Below are 15,323 nucleotides of genomic sequence, written 5' to 3'. Positions count from 1 at the left end.
AAGGCGCTCAATGTAGAGCGCCTTGTCTAGGATATAAAAACCATTTCTATCACAATAACACAGTTTTTGCGTCCCGCAGTAGTGTTTAACGTTTGTTTGGTTGTTTTTTAACCGCCATATCCATATCTAATTGAATATTCAGAACTTCTAGACAACCTGCAATAAAAGACTCACCACACCGGATACGGTGTCGTACCGTCTTCTCGTCAATACGGAACTTGCGCCCGATCTCCCGTTTAGATAGTCCGTGGATGTAGTGTTGCTGAATGTATGCGAGTTCGTCACCCTGTCCTATCGCCTGGAGTCGTGCCACGCACAAATCCACGATCAACCCGTCTTCATCGCTACATGTCAGCCGATTGTCGCCGTTCGCTGGCAGCAGGCCGCTAAAACCAGCAGCAACAGGCGACCAGCCAACGTTGGTTAGATTTGACGACCATCCACCCCATCGCACTAAAACCTGTTGAATATCACGCATAGAATTTTGTCCTGTAGTTTCGTGTAGCTCGCAATATTTTGCTAGACGTCGTCGCGCTTACGTGCCGGTGTGTTTGTATTAGGCGCGAATGCTAGTCGCATTGGGCTAAATATCTTGCGTTATCGCTGTGTACCAACCTGTATCAACCTGTACCATCTATTTCTAAACCTTTCCTATACGACCCTTATATATATATATGGGGTAGTTATAGAAAGGTTGGTACAGTTGGTACAGATGGTACTGCTTTTTAAAATCAAAAGGTTAAGTGTACCCACCTACCTAACCTAGGTTGGTACAGGTTGTTACACTGGTTCAAAAATCCGTGTAACCTTCCCATCAACACGTCGCTGAACGCGCTTAAAATTGCAAACTTGCAAAACATTACTAATTCGCATCTCTTCGCGTTTGCTAATTCTTGCAGGTTCGAAACCCAACGCTTCACGCAATACATCACTGGCTCGCAAAAACGAACGCGAACGAGGTTTTTCTCCAGTCATCAAGTCAGGTTCATCTAGCCACCTTTCGACGATTTCTAACCATGCGTCTTTGATTTGATACTGTTCATGGACTTCAACCGCTAACCGTTCGACCTCGCCAAACTGGATACCGGTTTGTTTGTAAACGGCTGCACCTTCCGCCCACAATTGCAATAAATCATCATTAATCGCAGACAAATTTATTTTGGTAACCTCAACCGGAGCCCATCGTCGGTTACCCGTTTCATCCCCTAAAAATTCGTTTTTATTGGTTGACCCCATGATTAGCAGCCGCCGTGGAAACTGCACGGCAAACTCACGGTATTTAGGCACCCAATTCTCATGGGTGCGGGTGACGAATGCTTTGATGCTCTCTTGCTCCTTAGTATTCAAGCCGCGTAATTCGCCGATTTCAGCCACCAGACGCCCCCGCATCTTGCGTGCCAAATCGTCATCTTTTTCAGCAAAACTGATATCTGCAAAAAACGCAGGATCAGGAGCAAGTGCGGCTATCCCTGACGATTTACCACACCCTTGTGCACCTACCAAAATTGGCACGATGTCCGCTTTACAACCAGGGGATAGTACACGCCCTGCTAACGCCGTCCACGTGTACATGGACACCGCACGGGTATATGGGGTATCGTCGGTGCCATAGTGCGTATGGTAGAATTGTTCAATGCGCGGCACGCCATCCCATTTCAGGCTATTCAACCATGCGATAGCTGAGTCAAAGGGCTGCTCATCCGCAACCAGCAATACAACGTCTCGAACGAGTTCCCGCCCCACGGGTTTAAACCCGCGCTTCTCCAATGTGATACGTAGGCGTGAGTACTCAGCATCGCTGAATGTCTGCCATTGATCCGTACCCGACGGTGCGAACATAATTTCATCTCGGAACTGGTCGAAACGAATATCAATGCCGACAAAATCAGGACGGGTTACCGCTTTGAATGCGTTGTCGATGGTCGCTTCAATTTGCCCATACTTATCGCGTTTGAACGCTGGCAACGGCGCAGGTTCGGCGACTTCAGTCACGGTCAAATCATCAAAATCATCCATCCCAAACCCGACAGCGATCAGGAAGTCGCCATCATTACGATGGGCACAAGAAGCGTGCAAGCACTTGAAATGCCCGACCTTAAAACCCGCTGTGCTTGAGGGGAAATACGCGGTGCTGGTCGGGTCGCTATCAATGCTATGCCCGTCAGCAAACGGACATGTAATATAGCGATCACCATTTCTGCCTACTGACAATGTCCAGCCGTTCGCGTCCAGATAGTCGGCGGTCTCGTCAGTAGCATTAGGCGTAGATATCCCACGATCACGTAACTTTCCTACAGCATTCGCCTCAGTAGACGCGGCAACGGGCAGTTGTTCAGCCAATGCCGACCACAGCATTTCTAATTGTTCAGGGGTTATTTCGAGCGGATCACTGGGTAAGCCACCACCCCATTGAATACGTGCGCCGCTGGGGTGTGTGCCCGCTGCCACAAATTGCTGACCGTCGGCCAGCATCTCAATAATACCTAAATCCCCCTCCAGACGATGGATGCGTTTACGGTAATCGCCTGTAACTGACAACAGGTACAGGCATTTTTTACTGTTATCGCGGTAACGGCGCGGCGGCAGCTTACCGAACATCTGAGTTAACAGAGTCTGGATTTGAGTCTGTACTTCTTCATCTTCGCTGTCACAGTCCAATCCCAGCCAACCCCGCCCCGTACGAACACAGATACCGTAATCAGGTTCATCAGACCATGCGGTGATATCGGCATCGCTGATCGTTTTTTCAGTCCATTTAGTGACGCCGATTACTCGTTGCGAACGGTTATAGCAGCTAGGGGTTTTACCCAACATTTTTAATTTTGAATCGGGGGACACAGCCGCATCGGGATTGCACACGACGGGCAATAATTCCGTTGTACGTCCCAATATTAGGTCGAAATGAAACCATTCATCAGGTGTTGCCCCCCAGTGTTTTTGGTCTGGCATGTAAGCGCGTCCTATTCGTTATTATCTACAAACTCAGTGTAAAACCGCTCAATAGCTCTAACGGTTGATAAACGGGGATCGTTTCTCTCATCCATAAAAATACGACTTAAAGAAGACTGACTAACTCCCGTCAGATCAGCCAGTTGTGCCTGAGTGAAACCCGCTTCACTTAATTCTCTAACCATTTTATGGGGTGAAATATAGTTCATAGATTAAAATCCTCTAAGTTGGTGTATTATTCAGAATACCCAAAATTGAATTAAATTCAATCTGAAATTTAATTTTAAAAAAAGTTAGAATATGTAAATATCCATAAATGGCTTGATTGAAAAATAATCGAAAGGCTAAAAGAATGTCGTCACTCACCGATATGTTAATCAAAAACATTAAGTATCTAATGTATAAGCACGGTATTGGCAGCTTCACTGAGCTTGCTAAGCGTTTGAAAATGCCACAATCAACTATGCACCGAATATCAGTAGGTGAAATAAAAGACCCTAAATACTTAATGTTGAAGCAAATAGCTGATTTTTTCGGGGTTTCCACTATTGATTTGATTGAATGTGATTTGCAAAGCGCCCAACCAACAACAGTCGTTGAGGTGGATGGGGAATATTACCCACACACATTCTCTCTAATTCCAGTCAGGGATGATGTAGTTATCAACGATGACAATAGCGAAACAACACCTGACACATATGAAACTAGCCGGTATCTCCGCTGGCCTTCTTATGATCACGATGCTTATGCAGTAAAATGTAAAGCGGCATCCGTGACACCACGTATCAAAGAAGGAGAATTTGTTGTTGTCGAACCGAATCGTGAGGTTAACCCCGGAGATGAAGTGCTAATCATTACTACGGATGGCAACGCCACCGTAAAAACCTTTATATTTGAAAGGGATGGAAATTACCATCTGATACCAGTCAACGAAGACCACGCCCCTATTCGCCTTCCTAAAAATACAGTTGAAACTCTTCACTATGTCGCCGGCATAGCAAAACCCGACCTAATAAAGAATTAATTAAATATAAATCAATGACATATAAAAGGCCGCTAAATGCGGCCTTTCTTTCTATAAACATTAATTAAAATTTGGGTTGACATTCATACTTGAATTAACCTATAAATTAATTATTGAATTTTTTAAGCAAAAGTAGAATTAACATCCGCTCTTTAACAATTTAGAAAGTCGGAACAGCACACTACCTACTGTTTAGACCCCTACGCACTAAGTGCGATGTACCACCGGACGCGATCCGGTCGGTGGGATGGTTAGCCCCGCACGAGAGTGAGCACGGGCGCGAACGGGTAAATCTGGCAGTAGGGGTGTGCGAGCGCAAAACTCAACCAAGAGGAGGAAACATTACTAATATTAGAGCGGCTAACTGTAGGTCATTCACTGAGTGGCCTATGGTGAGCTAACTTAACAATAACAAGGTAAATTGAAATGCTAATCAGAAATGTATCCTATTTAATGACCATACACGGGATAAAAAACGTAACTCAGCTAGCTTCTCGCTTAGAAATGCACCAATCGACGTTACACAGGCTGCTAACCGGCGAAGTAAAAGATCCTTCATATTCTATGTTAAAAACTATTGCCAATTTCTTTGGGCGTACTGCAACTGAGATTATGGAGTGTGATTTATCAGAAAATGACGGGGCCAACCCCTATATTCATCCAATCGACAGTGAGCCAAAGTACCAGAACTTTCCATCAGGGATACAAGTTGCAATTCGTGACGCTTATAAGGAAATAGTAATACGTGAAGCTAAACCAATAGACAGTGAGAGAATGGAAGCTCAAACAGCCAGACTAGAAAATCTGGCTGAAAACTTGGTGAAAGGTTTTTCAAAACTTATTGAGATTTAATGTTAATCGCGAAATAAAAGCTATTTATAAATAAAAGGTACAGTGGGTTCATACACTATTTTGGCAAATACCCCATAAACATGCCCACACTTAGTACAATGCGCCACTTCAAACCACGGGTCTCCTGCTTTACTTTGTTTTTCGCTTGGAGAGCTATAAATATGTTCAATACCCTCAATAGAACACTTAGGGCAAACAGGTGGATGCTTAATTTCTGACATTAGTTAACTCCTTATTTTGACTGTGGAATAACCAACATATCAGTTTTCCTTGACTGTGGAAAGCAGGAAACCCGCACCGCCTGAGCGGGTTAACAAATCAGGCAATTAACCCTACCTAAAAGAGAGAATAACCATCGTCCTTTGGCTACCACACCCACTGAAACAAGAGAGTGGGTGTACTTTTTATACGTAAAAGAAGAGTTCAGGTCATGAAACCAAAAATAATGCCTGTTGATAAATACCCAATAAACAATGCCGTTCGCCGCCTGCGCTGGCAACGGAAACTCGAAGAATTACAACGCAATCCTGCTAGCAAATTCCCAATTACTCTGTACTTATAATAAAAGGGCTGGAAAATGAGCTTAGAAACATCTTTAGATAAAAATAATGAGCTGTTAGAGCGGAAAACCGCGCTGTTGGAGCAGCAAAACTCACTTATTGAACAACAAAATACCCTGAATACCTACCAAGCTGAACTATTGGTGCAACATAACAAGTTAATGGCGCAATTTATCTCAGCATTGACAGTCTTTAAACCAAACATACCTGCTGCAAACGACGATCAGTCTATTGTGGCAACCGTCGAACAACCCACTAAACCGAAAAAATCCAGTGTTAAAAAAACCGTAGATAACACGCCTGTTGATATCGAAACACTGGATTTGGAAACCGTAGTCGCCATTGCCGTGTTGTTCAAAAATGACGCCTACAACCTGACCGCCGATAAACTGGCTCAGGCCAGAGCAGTTATCGATGGTGTGGGCGAAACTGAGCGTAACGGACAGGTAGACGCCCTTGACTGTGCACTACAGGGATTGCAGGAACTAAAACCACTAACGAACGCCGTTATTTTAGATCTGTGTCTGGAAATGGTCGCCAGTTGGGATGATATCCCTGGCATTACTGAACGCCGCGAATTTGCGTTGTCACTGTTGAACGAGGGCAAACAGACCGCTGAGCCAGAACCAGAACCAGAACCAGAACCAGAACCAGAACCAGAACCAGAACCAGAACCAGAGCTTGATTATGCAGCACTTTATGATAAGGCTCAACAAGCACTTTTACGACTGGCAAAGGGGGGTTACCGTAGTGAGGCGGTAGGTATCGTGGCTAAATTCGGAGCTAAAAAGCTGGGTGACATTCCCCAAGAAAAATTAGTTGACGTTCTAAAACTGGCCGAAGACGCGTGGGGGGAATAATGCAGGAGGTACATGCAAAATTATCACCCTCAGCAGCGCATCGTTGGCTACGCTGTCACGGTAGCCTAGCAATGGAGGCTGGACTACCGAACACGGAAACCCCGTTCGCACTGGAGGGAACGGTCGCCCACGCCCTCGCTGAAAATGTATTACACAACCGCCAAAACCCAACACTGGCGGGCGAGCCATTCACTATGGGGCAAACTACCGCCGAATATATGGGGCAAAACGTCCTGCGTAAACCCGGCACCCCGTGCGTTAATGAGGAAATGGTAGAGGCAGTCGGTGAATATGTCGAAACGGTGTGGTCACTGGCTCAGGGTAATGAGTTATTGATTGAACAACGCGTCGATTTTTCCGATGTGATCGGTGTTGAAAATTCATTCGGCACCGCTGACGCGATAATCATCAACGGCAATGAGCTGCAAATTCACGATCTGAAATATGGCAGGGGCGTACGGGTTGATGCTGAGAGGAATGAGCAACTAATACTATATGCCCTGGGCGCTCTCGACCAGTTCGATATGTTGTATGATTTCGACACGGTACGGTTATTTATCCACCAACCCCGATTAAACCATGTGTCGGAATGGACGGTCAGTACTGACGAGTTGCGGAAATTCGGGGAACACGCCAGAGAGGCCGCCGCATCGGTCATTATCACGTTCAACATTGCTCAGTGTGATGGGGTAGAAACATTACCCACTGACAGTTTTACCCCAGGTGATAAACAGTGCCGTTTTTGCAAGGCCAAAGCTACGTGTTCAGCATTAGCGGAGCATGTGCTAAACACGGTTATCGATGATTTTGTCGATCTGACGCAACCATTAGAGCCACAGATAGAAAACGCCATTGAGCAAATACCTAGTTACAGCAACCTAACACTAGCTGTCAAATACGCACAGGTGGATTTTGTTGAAAGCTGGTGCAAATCCATCCGCGCTCGCGTCAACGATGAGCTGAATGCGGGTCACTCTATCCCTGGGTTTAAACTGGTCGCGGGTAAACAGGGTAACCGAACGTGGAGTGCTGAGGCAAACGCTGAGGAAATGTTAAAAACATTCCGGCTCAAGCAAGACCAAATGTATTCCCAAAAACTGATCAGCCCTACCCAAGCCGAAAAACTGCTCAAGAAAGACAGTCCTCGCCGATGGGCAAAACTGGAACCACTTATTGTTCGGGCTGACGGTAAACCTACCGTCGTACCGGAATCAGACCCGCGTCCAGCATTAGACATTAACCCTATCAACGATTTTGACGACGTATCGGATGATATGTTCGTTTAATTACACATCTAATCAATAAAGAGAAATAAACAATGAAAATTAAATTACCAAATGTACGTTTGGCATTTCCTGATTTATATGAAGCGACCCAAGTCAACGGCCAAGGCGATTATAAATTTCGCTCCACTTTCCTTATTCCAAAAGAGCGAACTGATTTAATTAAACAAATTGAAGCCGCAATTTTAAAAGTGGCTACTGATAAATGGGGCGCTAAAGCTGAGGGTATTATTAAAAGTATCCGCGGCAATAACATGCGGTTTAATTTCCGTGACGGTGATGATAAACCTGATTATGACGGCTACGCGGGCAATATGTATATTTCCGCTAATAACAAAGCACGGCCGTTAGTTATTGACCGTGACCGTACTCCACTTACCGCACAAGATGGCCGCCCGTATTCCGGCTGTTACGTGAACGCAACTATCGATATTTTCGCCTACGAAAACAACGGCAACGGTATTTCAGCTTCACTGTCTGGCGTTCAATTTCTACGAGACGGGGACGCATTCGCAGGTGGCGGTGTTGCATCAGTGGATGATTTTGAAGATATCAGCGAGGGGGCTGACGCAGAAGCCGAAGCCGAAGCCGACGTTTTTAGTTAACCATAATTGCCCCGTTCATTATACGGGGCTTTTCTTAGGGTAAAAAACCATGACAGTACAAGCAAAAAACCTATATACCAAAGACGAAGTGAAAACACTTTTACGTTATAAATCCAATAGCGGCTTCCATGATTTTCTAAAGAAAACTCATAATTTCCCTCAGTCCGTTAAATTAGGTTTAAGAAAAGTCTATTATCGGAAAAATGAAATTGATGCTTGGTTAGCTGAGCGTTTGGGTTTATAAAAACCATTAGGATAAAAAAAACCATGACACAGAAAACATTAACCAAAGAAGTAAAATCATTAATTGTTAAAAACGCATTAGCCAAAGCCGGAATATTTGAAAAGGAAGAGCAACTATATAAAGACCGCGCAGACTGGGCAGAGAAAATAAGAATCGAAGCCATTGGCGGTATTACTATGGAAACCGCCATTCAGAACATTAAGTCTGAAATAAAAATACTGGCGGCTAAAATACCCGAATCAGTACGCGTAGATGACATGCCGGTTCGCGAAGCTATCTACATAGAAATTAATTTAGCGGGAATTTCGGTCGTTGCGTATTTCAACGGGGCACGAGAGCGTTATCGCTATCGCGAAAACCGGGATTATATATATATAAAATAACACCCAAAACGACCACATTATTAGCCGATAATCCGTTGGTTAATGAATTCTATGAACTGGAAAAACGTCACGAAGCATTAAATAACCAGCGGGACGATATTACTAATAATGTAGAAGCCGCATTATTAAAGTTTCGCTCGGTGAAACGCTTATTAGCAGAATGGCCGGAAGCCACCGAATTATTGCCTAAAGATACAATAAAAGCACCTCCGGTTCCCGCCGTTCGCCGTGAGGCGTTAAACGAACTAATAGGATTACCGACCGAGATTAATTAAAAACAACTGAATCTATTTATATCCGATTACATATTTGGGGGGATAAGTTGTGTCTGAAATATGGAAAGTTATTTCAGGGTATGAAGGTCGTTATGAAATAAGTAGTAAAGGGCGAGTTAGAAGCGTTAGTTTTAAACAAAGATATTTATTACGCAACGGGAAAGAAGCATTTCGGAAAACCCAACCAAAAATAATCGCCCAACAAATAACGAATAGTGGCTACCTATTAGTACATCTTCATTTGAATAACCATCGAAAAGCCCGAACTGTACATACTCTTGTCGCCGAAGCTTTTCTAGCAGGCTCAGGCGAAACGGTTAACCATATAAACGGAAATAAACAGGATAACCGAGCCTGTAATCTGGAGTGGGCCAGTTATAGCGAAAACCATCTGCATGCAGTCGCTACGGGATTAAATAAGCAGGCAGTACGAGTTCAACATCCCATAACAGGCGCAATTTATTCCTCAATCACTCAAGCCGCGAAAGCATGCCGCGTCTGTCACCGAAAGGCCGCAACATGGAAACGAATTTAGAATTGCTCTTTTGCGATCTGGAAACCTATAGCGACACCCCGATCAACTGTGGCACACACCGTTATGCCGAAGACGCCGAAGTTATGTTGTTTGCCTATGCGTTAGACAATAATCCCGTGAAAGTCTGGGATGTCACCAGTGGAACTAGTATGCCAACCGAGTTACAAAAGGCGCTAGCAACCCCTAGTATTCTTACTGTCTGGCACAACGGTGGGATGTTCGACTCAGTTATTCTGCAACATACCCTAGGTATCGATATTCCACTGGTTCGATTACACGATACTATGGTTCAAGCGCTGGCACATGGGTTACCAGGCTCATTAGGCACTTTATGTGATGTGCTTGGGATTAATGCAGATAAAGCCAAAGATAAAGAGGGAAAAGCACTGATAAATTTATTCTGCAAACCCAGACCAAAAAACAGTAAATACAGGCGTGCTACACGCCTAACGCACCCTGAAGAGTGGCAACGCTTTATCAAGTACGCTGGGTCAGATATTGAAGCCATGCGAGAGGTTTACCGCAAGGTGCCCAAATGGAATCTTAGCCCTACAGAAGTTTTATTGTGGCAACTTGACCAACACATTAATCGCCGCGGTATCTGCATGGATATTGATCTGGCTAACAGCGCTTTGTCAGCCGTAGACCAAGAGCAAAAACGTTTAGCAAAACGTACACAGGAAATGACTGACGGCGATGTACAGGCCGCAACGCAACGTGACGCAATGTTACGACATATCACCACGGCGTTTGGGGTTGAACTGCCCGATATGCAAAAAAGCACACTGGAACGACGAATAGCCGATCCCGATATCCCATCAGCATTACGCGAATTGTTATCTATCCGGTTACAAGCAAGTACTACCAGCACCAGTAAATATAAGGCATTGATGAAATCGGTTAGTAGTGATGGGCGTTTACGAGGAACTAAGCAATTTTGCGGTGCATCACGTACAGGGCGGTGGGCTGGCCGTATTTTCCAGCCTGATAATCTACCAAGACCTACGCTGAATCAGGATACCATCGACACGGGTATCGAGGCGTTAAAATCTAACTGCGCCGATCTGCTGTTCGACAACATCATGGAATTGACCAGTTCGGCACTGCGTGGCGTTATCATCGCGCCGAACGGTAAAAAACTGGTCGTCAGTGACCTGTCCAATATTGAGGGGCGCATGTTGGCATGGCTGGCGGGTGAAGACTGGAAGTTAAAAGCGTTCAGCGAATATGACAACGGCACTGGCTCAGACCTCTATAAACTGGCTTATGCCCGTGCATACGGAATGAACGTAGATGATGTTGATAAGAATCAACGACAGATAGGCAAAGTCATGGAGCTAGCGTGTTTAGCTCCCGATACATTAGTACTGACTAAACGCGGGTATATCAAACTAATTAACATTCAAAATGATGATCTTTTATGGGATGGGATAGCATGGGTAACACACAGAGGAGTAATCAACAAAGGGTACAAGAAGACTGTAAATCTGGACGGTGTAAAGATGACACCAGACCATCAAGTACTAACACCTTCTGGATGGAAGCCGGCGAGCCATATCGTTTCAAACAAAAGTATGCGATACCGGAGTCTGGAACTCGCTTCGGTGAACTTACCGTCATCAGTGAGGGTGAAAAAACAGCGGACAAACAACGCAGAGTTCTTGTCCAATGCTCATGCAATGCAATTCCGTACACCGTACTCTTACACAATCTTATTAGGGGAAAAAGTACCAGATGTAATCAATGCGCTAAAAAGAAAACTCAAGCGTATCGTAAGAAATACTATTGTTATGCCGATGCCTTGGGTGACGACGAGATTAGAACACGATTACTCAATCGATTATCAGCAGCCGTATCCCGTTGCCACAATGCTAACAACCGACTGTACAGAAACTACGGGGGAAGAGGGATACATGTATGCGCCGAGTGGCAACAAGATAAACGTAGCTTCCTTAGGCATGTTAAAACTCTCGATGGATTTGGTAACCCCAGTTTGGAAATGGATCGCATCGATAACAACAAAGGTTATGAACCCGGTAACATCCGCTTTGTTACAAAGGCAGATAATAACCGAAACAGACGAAAAATTGCTGAATTACAAAAAAGAATCGATGAATTGGAGCAACGTGTACGACATTGTACATGCGGGACCTCGAAACAGATTCACGATCAAGACTAATTCAGGACATTTGATAGTCCATAACTGCGGTTACGGTGGCGGGGTCGCCGCTTTTGTTACTTTTGCCCTGACCTATGCCCTTGACCTAGAAGAGTTAGCCACTGCCGCACTGCCGAATATCCCGGTAAAAGTTCAGCGGGATGCGATGAGTTGGTATAAAAAGTCAGTCGAACAGAATCAAACCTACGGCCTGAGAGAAAGAGTTTTTATCACCTGCGATTCACTCAAACGCATGTGGCGTAATGCCCACATTGCTACCGTACCGTTCTGGTATGAGTTGGAAGAGGCCGTAAAACGGGCAATCAGTTCACCTAACATCACTATCCCCTGTCGTAAATTGCGAGTTCGCCGTGATGGCGCATGGCTCCGTGTTGTTCTGCCATCAGGTCGTGCAGTGTGTTACCCCTCCCCCCGTCTCGACGACGGGCAGATCAGTTACATGGGTACTAACCCGTACAGCCGCAAATGGCAACGGCTCAAAACCTACGGCGGGAAACTAGTGGAAAATGTCACTCAGGCAGCAGCCCGTGACATATTATCCGGCAATATGCCACGCATAGAGTCCGCGGGCTATGACATCGTGCTGACCGTACATGACGAAATCATCAGTGAATCCCCTGATACATCAGATTACTCACCTGAACATCTAAGTTCATTATTATCTACAAATCCTGACTGGGCACTGGATTTACCTCTGAGCGCTGGCGGCTTTGAAGCATACAGATATCGTAAGGATTAAATTATGGAACGTTGTAAAGAGTGTAATGGTTACTACGGCGAGTCAAGACCCGTCGCTGTTGGTCAAAAATGTTGCTTCGTTATTACGACTACGCGCAATGGGTATTCATTTAATAGTCGTTCAGTCACTGGAAAATTATTTCTAATAAAAGAGGACGGTTACTCTGTTATTTACTGTAAAAAGATATACCACACGGACTTAATTGCTCATCCTGATGATCCATCACCACTTACAATTGCATTTAGTGGGCATTGTACCTGTCACTGAGAATTCTCCTATGTCATTTAAATATAGAGACAGCCCGTTATATTTTCGGACTGCACGCGAGGCTGCACAAATTGAACGCGAGGGCGATTATTTACGGGCGTCAAAAGAGTGGAATAAAGCCTCTCGCCATTCGCGTAATGCGTTAAATATCGAATGGTCAGAAATTCGTTCTGAATTTTGTTTAAAACAGTATCACAGGGATAAATTAAATGAAAATACGAGAAAACGTAATAGAACGACATCTAGTTAATGAGGTAAAAAAAGCAGGGGGCATTGCCTATAAATTCGTTTCCCCTGGCCGCCGTGGTGTACCTGACCGTATATGTATATTACCGAGCGGGCGGGTCGTTTTTGTCGAGTGCAAAGCCCCTGACGAAAAGCCCCGCCCTGACCAGTTACGGGAACACGAACGGCTCAGGGCATTAGGGCAAGAGGTAGTGGTTTTGGATAGTAAAAATTTGGAGGGGATATTATGAATAAATCGAAAGAACACTTACAATTTAAACTTAGAATTCCTCGCGAATTAGCAGAGGAATTAAAGAAATCAGCAGAAGAAAATATGAGGTCAATAAATGCTGAAATACTATTACGGTTGAAAAAGTAGTAATTACTTTTTACTATTTTTATCAGCTAATATTCTCAAAGTTTTTACAACGTCATCCATTTGATCAACAAATTTTGGGTCGATGCAAACAGAATCAGGGGTAATATATCCTCGCCCTGATGACATAGTTACCCATTTGGTTTTTTCAAAACTCTCAGACAAACGCTGCAAAACTTCTGCATTCATTGAGCGTTTATTTTCCGCTGCTGCTTTTTCTAATTGTTCTTTAAGTTCCGCAGGCAGGCGGATTTTCATTTGTGCGTCTTCTCTACTCATGCTTGGCCTCTTGGCCTCTTGGCCTCTTGTTTACTTAGTGGACTTTTGTGGACTTTTAATTATGCCTCACAGTGGACTTGACATCAATGAACCACGGTGGTTTACTTAACTGTAAATGAACCACCGTGGTTCATTATTTTAGGGATACCGACAATGGCTATAAAAGTTTCGCAACTAAACCACGCCGATTTGCTTTCAATTATTGGAAACATTCTGGATACCGCTCAACTACTGAGCACTATTGAATCAGGATCACCGCTTGCATTTGAGCTTATCGAATTCGCCCAGCAAGCAGCACAAGAAGCATCAAACTTAGAAACCACTAACTAAAGGTATAAACATGCAAAACGTTACAATAAAAGAAGGTATTAAATTTCTAAAAGAAATTAAAAGCGACTGTCCCGCTTTCATTCTGAACGAAGAAAAAATGATGAGTAACGCTCCACTAACTGAAACAGAAATACTGGAGTTTGCTGAGTACATAGTGAAAACCCAAAGAACCATCGTTGCTACAAGTTATTTAAATTCATGCCACAAACGTTTCGGTCTACATGATAATGGAAATTTCGTATTTATATACGAAAACTGCGGGGTGGAATTATCCGCGGACTTGATTGAAACAATACTTATCTATCGGATTGAGAAACCGCTTTTAGAAGGCCCGCTTCTGAAACTTAGCGCACCTGACAAACATCTCTCTTTGTGGCGTTTTTACAAATATAACAACGCAAGTGAGAAAGACGGTGATTATTCATGGCTACATGATTTTATCGATGATTTTATTATTGATGGATTTAAATCACTCATTGCTAAACCGGCATCATTAACCAAACATTGAGAATAAAACAATGGCTAAAAATACTTTGATGAATTTCTCTAACGAAGAGTTAGGTATTGAGTTGCAAGGATTGTTGTACAAAGACAAACCTGTTTTTTTCGCGGTAGAGGTAGCTAAGGTTCTTGGATATAAAAACCCACATGAAGCTTTACAAGATAATTGTAAGTCTTTGATTAAACTTAATTCTAGCCAGACGCTAGAATTGAATTTAGGCTTCAAACCAAAAGGAATTATCCTTTTAACTGAACCTGATTTATACCGCCTCATACTACGTAGCAAATTGCTTTCGGCTGAACGTTTTCAAGATTGGGTATGTGAAGAAGTGTTACCGGCTATTCGTCAAACCGGTAAATACCAAATACAGCCTCAATCATCAATCGCTGAACTGGTGAAAGATCCTCATTTCCTTCGTGAACTGGCGCAGTTACAAGCAGGGGAAATTCTTAAACTAAACCACACGGTAGAAACCGTGACCGCAGAACGTGATGAAGCTGTTCGTACAAAAGCCCAAATCAGCCGAAAAAGAGAAGCAACCGCTCTTCAACGTAATTCGGCATACCAACGTGTCGCAAACAGAGCGATACGGGAACGTGAAGAAATGGCCGCACGTTTCGGTGCGAGTAAAGAATGGGCGTCTCAACAAGCAGTATGGCGCGCAACGGGGATAATGTACGGGTGGAAAGTATTAAATGCTTGGCTGGACGAAAATAATATTTATGACCCCGTCACCGATGGTTACCCAATGGCCTACAACATTTACCAAAATTGCCACGAAGTTATATACCCACGGCAAGCGTGGCTTGAAGTACACGGCGTAGATATCAGTGAATTATTTTAACCCATAGCACCC

21 protein-coding genes and 1 pseudogene are annotated in these 15,323 nt (G+C 44.1%); 17 read left to right on the top strand and 5 right to left on the bottom strand.

Going from position 1 to position 15,323, the window contains the following annotated elements; genetic code table 11:
• Positions 1-85: 85 nt before the first annotated feature.
• From Xets_RS14795 to Xets_RS14785, 3 genes are all read right to left on the bottom strand, one after another.
• Entirely contained in the window at positions 86-478 is a 393-nt protein-coding gene (locus Xets_RS14795) for an antiterminator Q family protein (protein WP_187652000.1), read from the bottom strand.
• 302 nt (positions 479-780) lie between these two features.
• On the bottom strand, positions 781-2,949 hold the full coding sequence (locus Xets_RS14790; RefSeq protein WP_187651999.1) for a VapE domain-containing protein: 2,169 nt from the start codon (positions 2,947-2,949) through the stop codon (positions 781-783).
• An 11-nt stretch (positions 2,950-2,960) separates the two neighbouring features.
• The gene (locus Xets_RS14785) at positions 2,961-3,158 is read right to left on the bottom strand and encodes a helix-turn-helix domain-containing protein (protein WP_187651998.1); all 198 of its coding nucleotides are present in this window, start codon (positions 3,156-3,158) and stop codon (positions 2,961-2,963) included.
• A 143-nt stretch (positions 3,159-3,301) separates the two neighbouring features.
• On the opposite strand from Xets_RS14785, the gene Xets_RS14780 reads away from it, so the two are divergent.
• Both Xets_RS14780 and Xets_RS14775 read left to right on the top strand, forming a co-directional pair.
• The gene (locus tag Xets_RS14780) at positions 3,302-3,973 is read left to right on the top strand and encodes a S24 family peptidase (protein ID WP_187651997.1); all 672 of its coding nucleotides are present in this window, start codon (positions 3,302-3,304) and stop codon (positions 3,971-3,973) included.
• 426 nt (positions 3,974-4,399) lie between these two features.
• Positions 4,400-4,825 carry a helix-turn-helix transcriptional regulator gene (locus Xets_RS14775; protein WP_187651996.1) on the top strand — a complete coding sequence of 142 codons (426 nt, stop codon included), beginning with the start codon at positions 4,400-4,402 and terminating at the stop codon, positions 4,823-4,825.
• Positions 4,826-4,845: 20 nt separating this feature from the next.
• On the opposite strand, the gene Xets_RS14770 is transcribed toward Xets_RS14775, so the two are convergent.
• Entirely contained in the window at positions 4,846-5,046 is a 201-nt protein-coding gene (locus tag Xets_RS14770) for a transcriptional regulator (RefSeq protein WP_187651995.1), read from the bottom strand.
• 209 nt (positions 5,047-5,255) lie between these two features.
• Here Xets_RS14770 and Xets_RS24795 point away from each other — a divergent pair, with 209 nt between their 5' ends.
• The 12 genes from Xets_RS24795 (at position 5,256) to Xets_RS14720 (ending at position 13,359) form a co-directional block, all read left to right on the top strand.
• The gene (locus Xets_RS24795; RefSeq protein WP_255430665.1) at positions 5,256-5,387 is read left to right on the top strand and encodes a hypothetical protein; all 132 of its coding nucleotides are present in this window, start codon (positions 5,256-5,258) and stop codon (positions 5,385-5,387) included.
• A 15-nt stretch (positions 5,388-5,402) separates the two neighbouring features.
• The gene (locus Xets_RS14765) at positions 5,403-6,245 is read left to right on the top strand and encodes a hypothetical protein (RefSeq protein WP_187651994.1); all 843 of its coding nucleotides are present in this window, start codon (positions 5,403-5,405) and stop codon (positions 6,243-6,245) included.
• Positions 6,245-7,531, top strand: coding sequence for a DUF2800 domain-containing protein (locus Xets_RS14760; RefSeq protein WP_187651993.1), 1,287 nt, complete (start codon positions 6,245-6,247; stop codon positions 7,529-7,531). The genes Xets_RS14765 and Xets_RS14760 overlap by 1 nt, the downstream gene beginning before the upstream one ends.
• A 32-nt stretch (positions 7,532-7,563) precedes the next feature.
• Positions 7,564-8,133, top strand: coding sequence for a DUF2815 family protein (locus tag Xets_RS14755; RefSeq protein WP_187651992.1), 570 nt, complete (start codon positions 7,564-7,566; stop codon positions 8,131-8,133).
• A gap of 49 nt (positions 8,134-8,182) precedes the next feature.
• A complete protein-coding gene (locus tag Xets_RS14750; RefSeq protein ID WP_187651991.1) occupies positions 8,183-8,377 on the top strand; it encodes an AlpA family transcriptional regulator in 195 nt (64 codons plus the stop codon).
• A 23-nt stretch (positions 8,378-8,400) separates the two neighbouring features.
• On the top strand, positions 8,401-8,760 hold the full coding sequence (locus Xets_RS24790; RefSeq protein WP_255430664.1) for an Nmad5 family putative nucleotide modification protein: 360 nt from the start codon (positions 8,401-8,403) through the stop codon (positions 8,758-8,760).
• 35 nt (positions 8,761-8,795) lie between these two features.
• On the top strand, positions 8,796-9,035 hold the full coding sequence (locus tag Xets_RS24785) for an Nmad5 family putative nucleotide modification protein (protein ID WP_255430663.1): 240 nt from the start codon (positions 8,796-8,798) through the stop codon (positions 9,033-9,035).
• A 49-nt stretch (positions 9,036-9,084) separates the two neighbouring features.
• The gene (locus Xets_RS28735; RefSeq protein WP_187651990.1) at positions 9,085-9,570 is read left to right on the top strand and encodes an NUMOD4 domain-containing protein; all 486 of its coding nucleotides are present in this window, start codon (positions 9,085-9,087) and stop codon (positions 9,568-9,570) included.
• Complete coding sequence (locus tag Xets_RS14735) at positions 9,555-12,488, top strand: hypothetical protein (protein WP_187651989.1); 2,934 nt, start codon at positions 9,555-9,557, stop codon at positions 12,486-12,488. Before Xets_RS28735 ends, Xets_RS14735 begins: the two co-directional genes overlap by 16 nt.
• A 277-nt stretch (positions 12,489-12,765) precedes the next feature.
• Positions 12,766-13,005, top strand: coding sequence for an ANR family transcriptional regulator (locus Xets_RS14730; protein ID WP_187651988.1), 240 nt, complete (start codon positions 12,766-12,768; stop codon positions 13,003-13,005).
• A complete protein-coding gene (locus Xets_RS14725) occupies positions 12,965-13,231 on the top strand; it encodes a VRR-NUC domain-containing protein (protein WP_187651987.1) in 267 nt (88 codons plus the stop codon). The genes Xets_RS14730 and Xets_RS14725 overlap by 41 nt, the downstream gene beginning before the upstream one ends.
• Positions 13,228-13,359 carry an Arc family DNA-binding protein gene (locus tag Xets_RS14720; protein WP_187651986.1) on the top strand — a complete coding sequence of 44 codons (132 nt, stop codon included), beginning with the start codon at positions 13,228-13,230 and terminating at the stop codon, positions 13,357-13,359. Before Xets_RS14725 ends, Xets_RS14720 begins: the two co-directional genes overlap by 4 nt.
• A gap of 147 nt (positions 13,360-13,506) precedes the next feature.
• Here Xets_RS14720 and Xets_RS28730 read toward each other — a convergent pair.
• Positions 13,507-13,635: pseudogene (locus Xets_RS28730) on the bottom strand (Arc family DNA-binding protein); the annotation flags it as partial.
• Positions 13,636-13,788: 153 nt separating this feature from the next.
• On the opposite strand from Xets_RS28730, the gene Xets_RS14710 reads away from it, so the two are divergent.
• Genes Xets_RS14710 through Xets_RS24765 form a run of 3 tightly spaced genes read left to right on the top strand, consistent with a single transcriptional unit; the run spans position 13,789 to position 15,311 of the window.
• Positions 13,789-13,965 carry a hypothetical protein gene (locus Xets_RS14710; protein ID WP_187651985.1) on the top strand — a complete coding sequence of 59 codons (177 nt, stop codon included), beginning with the start codon at positions 13,789-13,791 and terminating at the stop codon, positions 13,963-13,965.
• Positions 13,966-13,975: 10 nt separating this feature from the next.
• Positions 13,976-14,473 (top strand): hypothetical protein, encoded by a 498-nt coding sequence (locus Xets_RS14705; RefSeq protein ID WP_187651984.1) that lies wholly within the window; start codon positions 13,976-13,978, stop codon positions 14,471-14,473.
• 10 nt (positions 14,474-14,483) lie between these two features.
• The gene (locus Xets_RS24765) at positions 14,484-15,311 is read left to right on the top strand and encodes a Bro-N domain-containing protein (RefSeq protein WP_370588248.1); all 828 of its coding nucleotides are present in this window, start codon (positions 14,484-14,486) and stop codon (positions 15,309-15,311) included.
• Positions 15,312-15,323: the final 12 nt, after the last annotated feature.

This window comes from Xenorhabdus sp. TS4, from assembly GCF_014467265.1.
Lineage (GTDB): Bacteria > Pseudomonadota > Gammaproteobacteria > Enterobacterales > Enterobacteriaceae > Xenorhabdus > Xenorhabdus ehlersii.
The sequence above is the reverse complement of the archived record's forward strand: the minus strand, read 5'-3'. Positions and strand labels throughout refer to the sequence as shown.

Excerpts from the sequence above, each read along its gene's own strand:
- Xets_RS14795 (WP_187652000.1), bottom strand. The coding sequence starts at position 478 with ATGCGTGATATTCAACAGGTTTTAGTGCGATGGGGTGGATGGTCGTCA.
- Xets_RS14790 (WP_187651999.1), bottom strand. The coding sequence starts at position 2,949 with ATGCCAGACCAAAAACACTGGGGGGCAACACCTGATGAATGGTTTCAT.
- Xets_RS14785 (WP_187651998.1), bottom strand. The coding sequence starts at position 3,158 with ATGAACTATATTTCACCCCATAAAATGGTTAGAGAATTAAGTGAAGCG.
- Xets_RS14780 (WP_187651997.1), top strand. The coding sequence starts at position 3,302 with ATGTCGTCACTCACCGATATGTTAATCAAAAACATTAAGTATCTAATG.
- Xets_RS14775 (WP_187651996.1), top strand. The coding sequence starts at position 4,400 with ATGCTAATCAGAAATGTATCCTATTTAATGACCATACACGGGATAAAA.
- Xets_RS14770 (WP_187651995.1), bottom strand. The coding sequence starts at position 5,046 with ATGTCAGAAATTAAGCATCCACCTGTTTGCCCTAAGTGTTCTATTGAG.
- Xets_RS24795 (WP_255430665.1), top strand. The coding sequence starts at position 5,256 with ATGAAACCAAAAATAATGCCTGTTGATAAATACCCAATAAACAATGCC.
- Xets_RS14765 (WP_187651994.1), top strand. The coding sequence starts at position 5,403 with ATGAGCTTAGAAACATCTTTAGATAAAAATAATGAGCTGTTAGAGCGG.
- Xets_RS14760 (WP_187651993.1), top strand. The coding sequence starts at position 6,245 with ATGCAGGAGGTACATGCAAAATTATCACCCTCAGCAGCGCATCGTTGG.
- Xets_RS14755 (WP_187651992.1), top strand. The coding sequence starts at position 7,564 with ATGAAAATTAAATTACCAAATGTACGTTTGGCATTTCCTGATTTATAT.
- Xets_RS14750 (WP_187651991.1), top strand. The coding sequence starts at position 8,183 with ATGACAGTACAAGCAAAAAACCTATATACCAAAGACGAAGTGAAAACA.
- Xets_RS24790 (WP_255430664.1), top strand. The coding sequence starts at position 8,401 with ATGACACAGAAAACATTAACCAAAGAAGTAAAATCATTAATTGTTAAA.
- Xets_RS14735 (WP_187651989.1), top strand. The coding sequence starts at position 9,555 with ATGGAAACGAATTTAGAATTGCTCTTTTGCGATCTGGAAACCTATAGC.
- Xets_RS14730 (WP_187651988.1), top strand. The coding sequence starts at position 12,766 with ATGTCATTTAAATATAGAGACAGCCCGTTATATTTTCGGACTGCACGC.
- Xets_RS14725 (WP_187651987.1), top strand. The coding sequence starts at position 12,965 with ATGAAAATACGAGAAAACGTAATAGAACGACATCTAGTTAATGAGGTA.
- Xets_RS14720 (WP_187651986.1), top strand. The coding sequence starts at position 13,228 with ATGAATAAATCGAAAGAACACTTACAATTTAAACTTAGAATTCCTCGC.
- Xets_RS14710 (WP_187651985.1), top strand. The coding sequence starts at position 13,789 with ATGGCTATAAAAGTTTCGCAACTAAACCACGCCGATTTGCTTTCAATT.
- Xets_RS14705 (WP_187651984.1), top strand. The coding sequence starts at position 13,976 with ATGCAAAACGTTACAATAAAAGAAGGTATTAAATTTCTAAAAGAAATT.
- Xets_RS24765 (WP_370588248.1), top strand. The coding sequence starts at position 14,484 with ATGGCTAAAAATACTTTGATGAATTTCTCTAACGAAGAGTTAGGTATT.